The sequence below is a fragment of the Desulfatiferula olefinivorans genome (assembly GCF_054657895.1).
The window spans coordinates 24,964-39,050 of sequence record NZ_BAAHXV010000008.1 but is presented as its reverse complement, the minus strand read 5'-3'; the positions used below and the strand labels follow the sequence as shown (position 1 = coordinate 39,050).

The following is a 14,087-nucleotide window of genomic DNA, read 5'->3' as shown; positions in this document are numbered from 1 at the left end:
CATCCTTGGGGGAGGAAAGCGATCGAGGTGAATAATGTCGGAACTTGCAGCAAAATTCTATTCCCGTTATGAAATCAGTGAGACTGAACTTGTCGAAATGCACGCGCTGTTCAACCGGTATTATCGCAACGCTGATTTCAAAACATTTCGAAGCGATCTGGACAAAAAAAACGGGGCCATCATCATCCGTGAAAAAACGACCCGAAGGATCGTGGGTTTCAGCACCATTCTCGAAATGAAAATGCGGATCAACGGCAAGAAACTGATCGGCATCTTCAGCGGCGACACCATTGTCGAAGACACGTACTGGGGTAAAAACCCGCTGAATTTCGAAATGGTCAAATACATGACCAAACAACTGATCCTGCACCCGTTTACGCCGATCTACTGGTTTTTGATTTCAAAGGGGTACAAGACCTATCTGCTATTGGCCAACAACTTTGTCAACTACTATCCCCACTACAAACGGGAGAACAAACAGCTTGCGGACATCGCCACCGCCTACAGCACCTATCTGTTCGGCGAGCATTTCGATCAGAAAAAGAAACTTCTCGACTTCGGCAAAGAGTACCAGTCGCTCAAGGGCGGCGTGGCGGAAATCACGGCGGACATGTGCCTGCGCTTTCCCAAAATCGCCTTTTTCAATGAACGCAACCCCACCTGGGACCGGGGCACCGAGCTTCCCTGCGTGGGGGCGATCACCTGGACGGCGTTTCTGCACCGCGTGTTCGTGAAACCTGTGGCGGACGGCCTGGGCGGCCTGTTCTCCTTCCGATCCGGAAGGACGCCCCAGCGGATGGCCCAGCCCCGCAAAGCGGCTCTCTAAGACAACAACGGCATCGGCCCCGGCAGACATGCACCGGGGCCTCCTGTTCAGGATCGTTCACAGGTTTTAACTATCATGAGAGTGTCACAGCGCGTCTCCGGCACGGTCACCGGCCTTGCCCTTCGGCTATTGTACGGACTGAGTTTAAAGGGGACCCGATCGTTTGAATACGCCCTTGGTCATCTGGAAACGGTGCAGCGGGCCATTCTTTCCCGTCTGCTGAAAAACGCCGGAAACAGCCCCGCCGCACGGTTATACGGCTTGTCGGAGAATCTGTCCTACGAGGCCTTTGCCGAACGGATGCCCCTGACCCGCTATGCCCACTGGGAACAGGCGGTGACCGAACAGAAAACCGCGTCCGCTCCCATCCTGACCCGGGACGTCTGCACCCGGTATCAGCCCACCAGCGGATCCTCGTCCAAAATGAAATGGATTCCCTATACGCCCTCGTTTCTGCGTGAACTGGATTGCGCCGTGTCTCCCATGCTGGTGGACGCCTTCCAAACCTATCCCCGGGTGATGAACGGCAGGCATTACTGGTCCCTGTCCTGGATTCCCACCCACCTGAGAACATCGATTTCACCGGACGCCAACGACGACATGAAACTTCTGCCCTGGTGGAAGCGCCTGTTTCTGGGCGTGACCATGGCGGTACCCAACGACATTGCCTTCGCCCCCACCTCCGAGGGGTCGATCGTTGCGAGCCTGGCCCATCTCCTTTCCTGTCCGGATCTTTCCATGATGTCCGTGTGGAGTCCGACCTTCGCCATCAACCTGTTCGAACAGATGGCCCGGCACAAGGACGAGCTATCCGCCATTTTGCGCTCCGGATCCTGGGGCGAAAGGCAGGCCGATCTGTTTCACATCCCCTGCCCCGCGGGCGGCAAGGCGTCGGCAGACGCCCTCTCAGCCTGGGACGGCACCGTGGAGCCGGGCATCCTGCAGGCCCTGTGGCCGAAGCTGGCCCTGGTCAGCTCCTGGGACACCTCTTCTTCGGCGATCTGGGCCAGGGAACTCAAACGTCTGCTGCCCCAGGCGGCTTTCGTGGGCAAAGGGCTCTGGGCCACCGAAGGGGTGGTGACCATTCCCTACCGGGGCCGGTATCCCCTTGCGGCCACCAGCCATTTCTATGAATTTATCGACCCGGACACCGAACGCATCCACCCGGCCTGGGATCTTGCCGTCGGCCAGATCGTGCGCCCGCTTCTGACCACGGGCTCGGGTTTTTTTCGCTATGACCTGAACGATCAGCTCCGGGTCACCGGATTTTTGGACCGGTGCCCCTGTTTTGAATTTCTGGGACGCACCGAGGGCATCGACATGATTGGCGAAAAGCTCACCCCGGACATCGCCGCCGAGGTCCTCCGGAAAACCGGCGAGCGGTTCGGACTGAAAGCCCTGACCCTTCTGGCCCTGCCGGGCAACGGCAGCCGGACGGCCAAGCCCCGGTACCACCTGCTGTGCGAGGCGGACCCGAACCCCTCGATAGAGTCCGAGGCCGCGGCCTATGCCTCGGCCCTTCTCGATGAATCCTTCCACTACAAACTGGCCACGGAAATCGGCCAGCTCGCTCCCCTTGCCGTGGTGTTCCATCCCCGGTGCCGGACCCTTTATCAGGAGCGTAACGTGAAACGGGGCATGATCCTGGGAGACATGAAAATCGAACCGCTGGTCATGTGGGACGAAAGCGACGCCGCCTTCCTCGAACGGCTGACGTCTTCGCCCGACGCAACTTTTTGTTCAACACAAGGAGCATGACATGTTTTTTCGGCATCTGGCCGGTGGGGCCGTCGAGGTCCACAAAAACCAGCGTCTGAGTGCGGAGGGTCTTACGGCCCTGACGGAGAGGAATCTGGTGCGGGCCGTGCGACACGCCGGGCGCCATGTCCCCTTCTACCGGGAGAGTTTTCGACAGGCCGGGGTCGATGTGTCGGCCTTTCGGGGATCTTCCGATCTTGAAAAACTCCCGTTCATCACCAAGGACCAGGTCCGGGCGGCCTTTCCCGACACCATCACGGCCGACGGCACCGACATTGAGGCCTGTCATTACTCGGCCACCACCGGCTCCACGGGCCGTTCCCTGCCCTTTGTGTATTCGCCGAAAACCTTCGCCTTCTACCTGGCCACCAACCTTCGGGTCTACACCATGATCGGCTACCGGCCCTGGCACCGATGCTGCTACATCAAATACACGGCCATGGATCCCGTGGCCGTCGGGCCCCTGTTCCGGTTTTACCACATCCCCTCGGTGATGCCCGTGGATGAACAGATCGCCCTGCTTCTGAAACACCGGCCCGATTTCCTGGACGGCTATGCCTCCATTGTCTATGAAATCGCCCGGAAGATCACGCCGCCCGACCTCGCAAGGCTCCGGCTGAAAATGATTCTGGTCAATTCGGAAATGTCTTCACCGGCCCAGCGGGACTTCATTAGCCGGGTCTTCGGCTGCCCGGTCTACGACGAGTATTCCACCGAGGAAACCTGGATGGTGGCCTCCCAGTGCCGTCACCACAACTACCATCTGTTCACCGACAACGTCTTTGTCGAATGCCTCGACCCCCAGGGACGGGCCGTCCCCCCCGGCGAGCCCGGGGAAATCGTGCTGACCACCCTTAAAAGCCCTGCCATGCCCTTCATCCGCTACCGCATCGGCGACATCGGGCGGCTCAGCACCCGGACCTGCGCCTGCGGCTCGCCCTTTCCGCTGATGGAGGCCTTCGACGGCAGGGCCGACGATTCCTTCATCCTGCCCGACGGCACCTATGTGTCGTCCTTGAAAATCCTCAACACCTTCACCATGTTCATCAAAAAATACCTGCACCTGATGGAGGAGTTCAAGGTCATCCAGACGGACCGGGACAGGGTGGTCATCGATCTGGTCCGGGGAAAGGACTATGATCCCGCACGATTCAAGGAAGTCAAAGATGCCCTGGACCGCCTGTTCAAAGGTCAGGTGACCCTCTGCGTCCGCATGGTCGAGGCCATCGAAACCGGGGGAAGCATCAAACGCAAAGCCATCGAATCCAGGGTTTCGCGCCCTGACCAAAGGACGTCATCATGATCATCAAAAAACTGTCCAAACTCCGGGAGGTTTCCGCCTGCCGGTCGATGACCCCCGGACGCCTCGCCGAACTGCGGGACCAGCGGCTTCGGGGCATCATCACCCACGCCTACCGCACCACCCGGTTCTACCGGTCGCTGATGGACGAGGCCGGCATCAAACCCGCAGACATCAGGACGGCCCGGGATCTGGTCTATCTGCCCACCATCAGCAAGACGGACATTCAGGCCCGTTACGAAACCATCCTTTCCGACCGGTTTTCACCGGATCAGTGCCTGGTCCGGACCACCTCGGGATCGTCGGGGAAAATGCTCCGGGTGCTCTGGGAAACGGACAGCTTCTGGAACCGGCTGTGCATGTACTACCGCTGCCTGTCCATGATCGGCTACACCCCGTTCAAAAAGCTTCTGTACTTTCTGCCCACGCCGGAAAAAACCGGATTCACCTTCGGGCTCTTCCGCCAGCGGGGCCTCGAACCGGGCATGCCCTTCGAGGAAATACGACGGCATCTTCTGGAATTCAAACCCGATATCATGGCCATCTACCCGTCCTACGCCATGGATCTGGGCCGGTTTCTCTCCTCCGATGACATCGTCAGGATCGGCATCCAGGCCATCAGCCTCAATTCGGAAATGATTCTGCCCAAGGACCGGGCCTTTATCGAACGGACCTTCAAATGCCTGACCTACGACGAGTATTCGTCTGTGGAAATGGGCTTCATCGCAAGCATGTGCAAGCGCAAAAACATGCACGTGTTCACCGACAACGTGGTCCTCGAAATTCTGGACGCCAAGGGCAACCCGGCCCTGCCCGGCGAGCGGGGGGAAATCGTCCTCACCTCCCTGACCAACTACGCCATGCCCTTTCTCCGCTACCGCATTGGCGACTATTCTTATCTCAGGGAAGAGACCTGTTCCTGCGGCCTGCCCTTTCCCCTGATCGGCCCCATCGAGGGACGCAAGGACGATTCCTTTGAAATGGCCGACGGCACCGAGATCCCCGCCTGGAAAATCTACGAGGCGGTGGAGCGGCCCCTGGAGTCCTACGGCATGGACAAAATGCTTTTGGCCGATTTCTACCTGGTCCAGAAACAAAAAGACCGGGCGGAATTCTATTACGTCAAGGGACCGGATTTTGAGGCCGGCTACCTGCCCCGCCTCAAACAGGGCATGCTCGCGCTGTTCGGCAACGACCTGTCGGTCCGGATCAAGGAGACGGACAACATCGACCGGGTCAAGACCGTCAAACGCAAATACATTCACCGGGACGTGGCCTGAGCCCCTTTCCCGCTCCAAGGAACCGTCCATGGCCGAGCCGAAAAAAAACCTGTCCCGCTACGGCGCCCCGATCAAATGGATCGTTGCATGCGTGATCCTTGTCGTGCTGTTTAGTCAGACGGATACCGACAAGGTGCTTTCGGCCATGGCCGGCGCCCGCATGGACCTGTATCTGCCCCTTGCCCTAACGTTCGTGGCGCTCTGGTTCCTGATCGAGTCCCAGAACCTGATGTTTCTGTTCAACCTGTTCGGGCACCCGGTGACCTTCAAAGAAATGCGGACGATAAGGGGGGCCGGTTACCTGCTGATGATCATCAACTACAACCTGGGCTTAGGGGCCATCGCCTGGTATTTGAAAACCCGAAACGGCATCGCCCTCGTCCGGGCCGGGAGCGTGATGTTTTTCTATTATTTCGTGGAATCGGTAGGCATCACCCTGTTCGCCATGGGGGGCTGTCTTGCCATCCTCGGCCAAAACCCGCCGGTCTACGGCAAGATCGTCCTCATCGCAGGACTGATGCTGTCAAGCTACATCACCCTCTTTTTTCTTTACCGGCTTCTGCCCGGAAAGGGGCTGCTTCGAAGCATCCGAAACGCGCCCCTGGGGGCGGCCTTTCACGAGGCGACCTGGTCGGATTTTTTCCGGCTGGCGGGCCTTCGGGTCCTCTATTTTCTGGCCTTCATCGTCTTCTTTCACCTGGGCCTTCAGTGCTTCGGGGTTCACGTCCCGCCGGGGACCTTGACAGCGCTGGTTCCTGTGATATTCTTCATCGGCAACATTCCGGTGACGCCCTTCGGCATCGGCACCATCCAGGCCGCCATGCTGTTTTTTTTCACACCCTTCGGACCGGCTGAGAACATTCTCTCGTTCAGCGTCGTGTACTCGGCCACGCTCCTTTTCCTCCGGGCGCCCATCGGTCTGTTCTACATGAGGCAAACCGGTACGACACTCAACGATCTGAACCGGATCGACACTCAGGAGGCCTGACCCATGCCCGACCGCTTTTTGACCCCGTTGACCGCCCGCGCCCATGCGTCATCATACCTGACCGCGCTGTTTGTCATTCTCGTTCTTTGCTCACCGACACAGGTCGCTGCGGACCTGACCGTGAAACCGGCCATCAAGGACCTGACCATGACCGGTTACACCCGCTGTTACAAATCCGTCACCCTGAGCGCGGAAGTTTCCGGCAAGGCCCTCCGGGTGAACTACAAGACCGGGGACGTAATCGGAGACAAGCCCTTCATCGAAATCGATCCGACCTTCATCAATCTGTCCATCGAAACCAACGGCCTTCAGATCAGTCAGGTCGACCGGCGGATCCAGAGCATGGAATCCAGCGTCCATTTTCTCAACAACACCCTCAAACGGGTCAAGGCCCTGCGCAAGACCCAAAACGTCACCGAGGTCCAGTACGACGAAGCGGCCAGCCGGTTCAACGAGGCCTACCACGAACTCGAGGCCCTGAAGCTGGAAAGGAAGATGCTGACTCTGGCGAAAAAACGCCTGAACGAGGAAAAGGACCGCCATACGGTCTACGGATTCAAGGGGGGCCGGGTCACGGCCCTCTTGATCGAGGAGGGGGAGTCCATCCAGCCGGGCATGCCCCTGGCCGAGATATCGGACTACAGCACCCTGGTGGTGCCCTTTTCCCTGTCCGGCGAGGAGGTGACGGCCTTCAAAAACCTGCCCTCGCCCTTCAGCGGCATGCTGGACGAAAGCCCCGTCACGGCCGTTATCCATGTCATCAATCCCAGATTCGATGAAAACACCCGGAAACTCAACATCGAACTGGCCATCCGGGATTATAACGGCGACCGAAGGGGCGGTCTGAAATTCACCACCCGGATCAAGGTCCGGACCGACGGCGTCCTGATTCCCCGAAAGGCCGTGAAAAACCGCTTCGGCAACCCCAAGGTCACCCTCAAACAGACCGGCGAGCAGGTCCCCGTGATGATTCTCGGGGAAAACGGCGATCATCTGATCGCGGCCCTCAACGACCGGTTGAGCCCCGGAACCGTCCTCCTGCCCGCCGACCCGTCCGGAAGCGGAGACGAGTGATTTATGCTGAAAACCCTTATCCAGTACCTGGTCTTCCTTCACCGTTACTTCTTCCCGGACCGCCCGAAAAAGACGCCCGCAGGCCAGAGCCCCCCACAGCCGGTGTCCCCCGCATCGGAACCAAAGGCGGACGCCGGGCACGCCGATTCCGACGGTGAAACCGCCCGGCCCTTCGGCCGGATCATCGCCGACGCCGAACGCCTGATGCAGGAAAACCGCTATCAGGAAGCCCTTGATTTATATCGTGAACTGGACGGAAGGCTGGCCGGATCCGGGGAAATGATGAAGATCCAGTACGTCCGGGATCTGATGGAAAACCTGATCAGCCTGATCAAGGACGACCCCGGTCCCGAAGCCCGGATGATTCTCGAAAAGGAAGCCGAAGCCGACGAGGAGCGCTTCGACGCCACCCTGCTCGAAGCCGAAGCCTACTACACGCACCGGCTGTTCAAGGAGGCCCTGTTCCTGTACCGAACGCTCGAGAAAAAGGGCGCCGGAAAAACGGACGGCGAACGGCGGCGCCTGATCCGCCGGCGGATCGCCGAGCTGGTCGAGCAGGTCGACGACCCGTTCAGCGCCCCCGCCCAGCCCGAGGCCCCGGTCCAGGTGGCCTACCTGGACGATGACGGCTCCCTGACCGACGACCTGCCCGAAGAACACCGGACGGGCGGCGAATTTTCACAGGGCGCCCGGGCCTTCACCATCCACCTGCTCAAACAGCGGGTGTTTTTGAACATCGTCTTTGTCCTGATGATTCTGGCCGGTCTCTACGCCCTGTTCACCAGCCCCGTGGAAAACATGCCCTCGGTGGACCTGGGGGAAGTGTACATCACCACCTATTATTACGGCGCCTCGGCCGAGGACGTGGAAAGTCTGATCACCACCCGGATCGAAGAGGCCATCGAGGGGCTGGAGGACGTTCAAAGCATCCGTTCGCGGTCCTACCGGAACTGCTCGTCGGTGGGGGTCAAATTCAAGGATGACGCCGACTACCAGGATCTGTTCTCCCGGCTGCGCATCCGGGTGCTCAACACCCGGAGCAAACTGCCCGCGGGCTGCGAGGATCCCAAGTTTCTGTTCGTCGATACCCACTGGTGGATCTCGGTAATCCGGGTCAACCTGTTTGGCGAGGCACCGGAGAAGACCCGCAAGCAACTGGCCGACAAGCTCAAAACCGAACTCAACGCCATCGAGGGGGTTCGGGACATCGAAATCACCGGGGAGTTCATCAACGAATTCCATGTGTCCCTGTCGCCTGAAAAACTCCGGAAAAACGGGGTGACCTTCTCCGAAGTGGCCGAGGCCGTCCGCTCGGCCGGAACCAAGATCCCCACGGGCAACTTCGGAACCGACAACGCCGAATTCATTCTGGATGCCGGCACCTTGTTCTCCCGCCAGGAAGACGTGCTCAGCGTCATTGTCAAGCGGAACGGATACGGTAATTTCGTCCGGGTGGCCGACGTGGTCACCAGCGCCATGATGAGTCACCCCGACCCCATGAACATCGCCTCCTTAAACGGCCGGGACACCATCAGCCTGATCGTGCGCAAGGAGGACCAGGCCAACGCCATCCGCATTGCCCGGCGCGTCAAGGAGATCGCCGGGGACTTTGAAGCGCGGCACCGTGAAGACGGCATCCAGGTGGCCTACACCAACGACTCCACCCAGGAAATCAACGATTCGGTCAGCACCCTCAAGGGCAACATGATCCTCGGGATCATCCTGGTCACCGCCATTTTGTGGATCACCCTGGGGTTCAGAAACGCCCTGTTCGCGGCCATCGGCATCCCCTTTTCCTTTCTGGCCACCCTGATCGCCATGAAGCTGGCCGGGGCGTCGATCAACTCCATCAACCTGTTCGCCTTTATCCTGGTGTCCGGCATCATCGTCGACGACGCCATCATCATCCTCGAAAACATCCACCGGCACCAGCAGATGGGCAAATCCCGTCGAAACGCCGTCATCGACGGGGTCTCGGAAATTTTCTGGCCCGTGGTCAGTTCGGTCCTGACCACCATCACGGCCTTTATCCCGCTGTTTCTCATTCCCGGACCCACCGGAGATTTCTTTGCCGTGATCCCCCTGACCGTCACCTTCGCCCTGTCGGCCTCCCTCCTGGAAGCCCTGATCTTTCTGCCCCTGCACATTTACGAATGGGGACCGAAGCATCTGTCCTTCGCCCTTCCCGGCGAAGAACAGCCCGACGAGCCCGCCGCCCGTCAGGGCCGGTTTTTCACCCTGGCCTGGCAACTGTACGACCGGCTGCTCGGCATCCTTTTAAAGCACCGGGCCAAAACGCTGGCCCTTTGCTTTGTGCTGTTCGTAGCGGCCGTGGCCATGGCCGGCCTGTCCGTCACCGGTATCGCGCCCCTGATCAAGGTCAAGTTTTTTCCCGGGAATTACGTGCGCTATCACATCACCACGGCCCTTCCTGCCGGCACGCCCATCCGCAAGACCGACGCCGTGGTCCGCGACATCTCCACCTTCATTCTCTCATTGGGCGAGAAACAGGCCGAATCCGTGTCCGGCACCGCCGGGTATTACGAGGACGAGGATTACAGTGTGATGGGGGGGAGTCATTACGGACAGGCCATCGTGGCCCTACCCGAGCGGGACACGGCGAGGTTCCCGGAAAACCCGGACAACGACCCGGTCAAACATATCGATTATATCCGCAGCAAACTGAAAGCCTATCTCGAAACCCGTTACCCCGAGCCCGACGAGCGGCCCCTGGTCAAGGTCTTTCCGGAAAACAACGGCCCGGCCGGCGGCAAGGCGGTGAATATCCGCATCAGCGGGGACGATCTGAACCGGGAACTTGCCGTCAGCGAAAAGATCATGGGCTACCTGAACTCCGAGCCGGAAACCCGGGACCTGATCGAGCTGGGCGATGACCGGGCCGCCAAAATCAACGTGGTCAAATATCTGCCCATCCAGGAGGACGCCTATGACATGGGCCTGACCCCGGGCCGGATCACCGAGGTCATCGCAGGTGCCCTCAACGGGGTCAAGGTCGGCAAATTCAGAGCCCCCAGCGAAGAAGTGGATTTGAAAGTGCGCATCGCGCGCAGGCAGGATGAGGGCGTGACGGCGGACAGCGGCCTTGCCGCACCCCAGGACATCCTCGACATTCCCATGGTCGAACACAGCTCATCCCCGATCTTTTTGCGGGACGTGGTCAAGGTCCAGTACATCGCCGAGCCCGATTCACGGGGCCGGTTCAACGGAAAATCCGCCGTGACCCTCTCCGCCGACATCCGCTCCGGCTCGACCCTCACCGCCGGACGGGTCAAATACCTGGTCAGCCGCTTTGCCGAAACCCTTTCAGGCGAGTATCCGGATATCAGCCTGGTGTTCGCCGGAGAGGCCGAGAGTTCCGGCAAGACCTTCGATGCCCTTCTCGTGGGCCTTGTCGTGGCCCTTCTTGTGATCTACCTGATCCTGGCCGTTCAGTTCGGGGATTACGTCCAGCCCCTGATCATTCTGTCGGCCGTGGCCTTCGCCGTGATCGGCGTGACCTTCGGCATGTTTTTCACCCGATCCACCTTCACCGTGGGCAGCCTGATGGCCATGGTGGGCTTGGCCGGGGTCACGGTCAACGACTCGCTGATCCTCATCGACTTCATGAACAAACGGGTCCAGACCGGCATGACCATGCGACAGGCCGTGCTCGCCGCCTGCCATACCCGCATGCGGCCCGTCTTGATCACCACCGTTACCACCATCATGGGACTCTTGCCCATGGCCATGGGCATTCCCTACCGCTCCGTGGAATGGGCTCCCATGGCCACGGCCTTCGTCACCGGCCTCGGCAGCGCCACGGTTCTCACCCTTCTGATCATCCCCGTGGAATACGAACTGGCCGCCGTCACCCGAAACCGCATCACCGAACGGCTGAACCGGTAGGCGTGCGCGGCATCACCACCGCACACGCCAGAGCGCCTTCCATGGCCGGATACGATCATTCATTCCAGTCGTGATGAACGGCCTCGCCGTCCATGTACTCGATCGTCACCGATCTGAGATAAAAATTGCTATCGCTTTCTATCCAGCTGTTGTGGCCAAAAATGCACGGAGCGTAGCCTGCGATGGACCGGTTGCTTTCGTCGATGGTCACCGACCGCACAAAGGTGTTGTTCATATAAACGGAAACCGTGTGGCCCGTTTTTTCAAGGCGGCAGGTGTTGGTCCCGCTGTGGACGCCCGGAACGGACGTATACGTATCGTCGTAGTTGAACGACGCCGCTCCCTGTCCCGTTTGATAATAGGTCGGGGTGCCCGGATCGTTCAGGGACGGAAAGGCCGTGTAATACGCCGCGAAATCGAAGTATTTTTCAGAAGGCGTCGACCAGTTGGGATCAACCAGTCGAAAGGCGTAACGGTAGATATAATCGTCGTCGAGCACCTTCAGGTAAAACTCGAATTCCGCCGTGAAATCCCCCGTGAACAGCCAGGGCGCCGCAATTTCGGTCTGATTCATGTAATAGCCATTGGCATAGTTGCCGGTGCGGGGGTTACTTCCCGTGGTGGCATAATACCAGTCACTGCCCTGGCTTAGCACCAGGGCGTCCCCATCGACCATGAAGTCGAAGGACAGGGTCGTTTGCTGGGGAACAACGACCGTCACGGTATAGGCCTCGGTGCTGCTGTCCGCCGCCGTGACGGTGTAGACAACCGGGTTTGTGAAATTCCTGGCCGTCCCGGACGCGGGACTGACACCGGCACCGGTATGGGTAATCTGGGGGGTCAGGCTTGATTTATCCGTTCCGGGCGGCATGGTCACGGTGATATCCGTTCCATTTATATCCACATCCGTTTGACCGGCGATCACAAAGGCGGTTATTTCTTTGGCATCATTTGGGGCAACGGTGACCGTCACCGTATAGTCCACCGTCGAGTCATCCTCCGCCGTCACCGTGTATACCACGGGAGCTGTAAAATCGTTGGCCGTCACCCCGCTTTCCTGGTCAAGGCCCCCAACCGTCGCTTCAACACCGGTCGTCGTGAACACAGCCACCAGAGCCGTCACATCCGTCCCGAAGGGAACCGAGACGGATATGGTTTTCGCCGCCTCGGAAATCACCCCGGTCGCCAGCGGTGCTGCAAAACCGAACGCGGTGATTTTCTTCGAATCGAAAGACTCGAACGTCGATGGCGGATTCCCACCGGTGCCGCCACCATCACCACACCCCGCCACGGCGGTCACCACACAAAGCATCAGAAACACAAACAACGATCTGACAATGGATTTCATGATCAGGCCAATCTCCTCTAATTTATGGTTATCGTAAACCAACTCCTCCTGGGGTATCGACCGGTTCAATCACTCCGCGACCGCTCTGCCGTCACACACAGCTTTCTTTCTGAAAAGGTGTCCCGTGAACTGCTCAAAAAAAACTGAACCTGAAGAAATTGGATGGTACGCCATCAAAAATCCCTCCGTCAAGTTGTTTTTAGCGGTGCAATCAGATGCCGGACTGCCGGGGTTTGGCCGGAGTCTCTGGTCGCGTGTCACAACGGCCGAAGGGTCTGTCAAAGGAATCGTTAATCATACCGGGGCAGGCATGGCGGCCAGGGTCAGGGTGAAGGTGGAGCCTGTGTTTTTCTCACTTTTGACATCGATTCCGTAGTCGTAGGCCTGGAGGATGCGTAGAACGATGGACAGGCCGAGGCCCGTGCCTTTGGATTTGGTGGTGAAGAAAGGATCGAAAATGGCGGCCAGGGTCGCCTCGTCCATCCCGGGCCCGTCATCGGCGATCTTGATGCGCAGCCGCTGATCCCGGTGCAGAAACGAGGTGACGGTGATCGTCCCCCCCTGTTCGGCCAGGGCCTCGGCGGCGTTGAGCAGGAGATTCAGCATCACCTGTTTGAGCTGATCCGGATCCATTTCGGTCCACAAATCGGGGGTCAGACGCCGGACAATGCGGATTCGTTCCTTGTACCCGTCGCTGTTCTCGAACAGGGAAAGGGTCTCGTCGATCAGACGACGGGTTTCGATAATCGCGGGCTTTCCTTTTTTGGGCCGGGCGAACTGAAGAAAATCGCTGACCAGACCGTTCAGGCGCTCCGCCTCCCTCAGGGCGATGGTCATCAGTTTGGCCTGATCCCCGTCCCCGGGCCCGGATTCCCTGAGCATCTGGATGGACCCGGACAGCGAGGCCAGGGGATTCTTTATTTCATGGGCCAGACCGGCGGCCATTTCCCCGACCACAGCCATCTGCTCCATGCGCCGGACCTGGCGCGCCATGCTGTGCAGCCGGCTCTGGGCCCGACGCTCCCGCTCGGCCAGATAGGCGCTCAGAAACAAGGTCAGAAAACAGGCCAGCATCACCGTCACCATTTTGTAGATCACCTGACTCCATTCATAGTGCTCATGGAGGTACCCTTCGGGGTAAAAGGCCGGGCGGATGATCTCGTAGTATTCCAGATCGACCATGATGCCGTATTCCAGACAGCAGAGCCCGGCAATGATCATGCTTCCCTTGCGGCTGAGCAGCATGCTGGCGCTGATGATCACGATCAGATAAAGAAAGGTGAACAAGCTGGCAAAACTCCCGGTCAGGAAAATGATGGCCGTGGCGATCAGGGTGTCGATCACGACCTGCACGTAGGCAAATACCCTGTCGTTGCTGAAAAAGGAGAACACCAGGGAATAGCAGAGGGACAGAAGGATGATCCAGGCGGTCAGCCAGTAGATGTGGACCAGGGGCCGGGAGGTGTAGGACAGGTCCTCGTTGGCCCCGTAAATGATGGTGCCGCCCAGAAGCAGTAGGGCGAACAGAAGCCGAAACAGCATCATCCATTTCAGTTTACGAAACAGATCGCCGTCCGGCGGTGTGAAGCGGGTGTCCATCCGGCGTC

At 59.1% G+C, this 14,087-nt stretch carries 9 protein-coding genes; 7 read left to right on the top strand and 2 right to left on the bottom strand.

Annotated features, from left to right (window positions below; genetic code table 11):
• Positions 1–34: 34 nt before the first annotated feature.
• The 7 genes from ACYQ11_RS07845 (at position 35) to ACYQ11_RS07815 (ending at position 11,132) form a co-directional block, all read left to right on the top strand.
• Complete coding sequence (locus ACYQ11_RS07845) at positions 35–826, top strand: hypothetical protein (protein WP_459923219.1); 792 nt, start codon at positions 35–37, stop codon at positions 824–826.
• 75 nt (positions 827–901) lie between these two features.
• Entirely contained in the window at positions 902–2,584 is a 1,683-nt protein-coding gene (locus ACYQ11_RS07840) for a GH3 family acyl-acid amido synthetase (RefSeq protein WP_459923218.1), read from the top strand.
• 1 nt (position 2,585) lies between these two features.
• Positions 2,586–3,887, top strand: coding sequence for a phenylacetate--CoA ligase family protein (locus tag ACYQ11_RS07835; RefSeq protein WP_459923217.1), 1,302 nt, complete (start codon positions 2,586–2,588; stop codon positions 3,885–3,887).
• On the top strand, positions 3,884–5,164 hold the full coding sequence (locus ACYQ11_RS07830; protein ID WP_459923216.1) for a phenylacetate--CoA ligase family protein: 1,281 nt from the start codon (positions 3,884–3,886) through the stop codon (positions 5,162–5,164). Before ACYQ11_RS07835 ends, ACYQ11_RS07830 begins: the two co-directional genes overlap by 4 nt.
• A gap of 28 nt (positions 5,165–5,192) precedes the next feature.
• Complete coding sequence (locus ACYQ11_RS07825) at positions 5,193–6,152, top strand: lysylphosphatidylglycerol synthase transmembrane domain-containing protein (protein WP_459923215.1); 960 nt, start codon at positions 5,193–5,195, stop codon at positions 6,150–6,152.
• Positions 6,153–6,155: 3 nt separating this feature from the next.
• Positions 6,156–7,226, top strand: coding sequence for an efflux RND transporter periplasmic adaptor subunit (locus tag ACYQ11_RS07820; RefSeq protein WP_459923214.1), 1,071 nt, complete (start codon positions 6,156–6,158; stop codon positions 7,224–7,226).
• Between the two features lie 3 nt (positions 7,227–7,229).
• Positions 7,230–11,132 (top strand): efflux RND transporter permease subunit, encoded by a 3,903-nt coding sequence (locus ACYQ11_RS07815; protein ID WP_459923213.1) that lies wholly within the window; start codon positions 7,230–7,232, stop codon positions 11,130–11,132.
• 55 nt (positions 11,133–11,187) lie between these two features.
• Here the strand turns inward: ACYQ11_RS07815 and ACYQ11_RS07810 are convergent, their stop codons facing one another.
• Together ACYQ11_RS07810 and ACYQ11_RS07805 are read right to left on the bottom strand one after the other, a co-directional pair.
• Entirely contained in the window at positions 11,188–12,480 is a 1,293-nt protein-coding gene (locus ACYQ11_RS07810) for a hypothetical protein (protein WP_459923212.1), read from the bottom strand.
• A gap of 294 nt (positions 12,481–12,774) precedes the next feature.
• A complete protein-coding gene (locus ACYQ11_RS07805) occupies positions 12,775–14,079 on the bottom strand; it encodes a two-component system sensor histidine kinase NtrB (protein ID WP_459923211.1) in 1,305 nt (434 codons plus the stop codon).
• Between the last annotated feature and the right edge of the window lie 8 nt (positions 14,080–14,087).

What these genes read in the sequence shown, in the direction of transcription:
- ACYQ11_RS07845 (WP_459923219.1), top strand. Translation starts at nt 35, where the DNA reads ATGTCGGAACTTGCAGCAAAATTCTATTCCCGTTATGAAATCAGTGAG.
- ACYQ11_RS07840 (WP_459923218.1), top strand. Translation starts at nt 902, where the DNA reads ATGAGAGTGTCACAGCGCGTCTCCGGCACGGTCACCGGCCTTGCCCTT.
- ACYQ11_RS07835 (WP_459923217.1), top strand. Translation starts at nt 2,586, where the DNA reads ATGTTTTTTCGGCATCTGGCCGGTGGGGCCGTCGAGGTCCACAAAAAC.
- ACYQ11_RS07830 (WP_459923216.1), top strand. Translation starts at nt 3,884, where the DNA reads ATGATCATCAAAAAACTGTCCAAACTCCGGGAGGTTTCCGCCTGCCGG.
- ACYQ11_RS07825 (WP_459923215.1), top strand. Translation starts at nt 5,193, where the DNA reads ATGGCCGAGCCGAAAAAAAACCTGTCCCGCTACGGCGCCCCGATCAAA.
- ACYQ11_RS07820 (WP_459923214.1), top strand. Translation starts at nt 6,156, where the DNA reads ATGCCCGACCGCTTTTTGACCCCGTTGACCGCCCGCGCCCATGCGTCA.
- ACYQ11_RS07815 (WP_459923213.1), top strand. Translation starts at nt 7,230, where the DNA reads ATGCTGAAAACCCTTATCCAGTACCTGGTCTTCCTTCACCGTTACTTC.
- ACYQ11_RS07810 (WP_459923212.1), bottom strand. Translation starts at nt 12,480, where the DNA reads ATGAAATCCATTGTCAGATCGTTGTTTGTGTTTCTGATGCTTTGTGTG.
- ACYQ11_RS07805 (WP_459923211.1), bottom strand. Translation starts at nt 14,079, where the DNA reads ATGGACACCCGCTTCACACCGCCGGACGGCGATCTGTTTCGTAAACTG.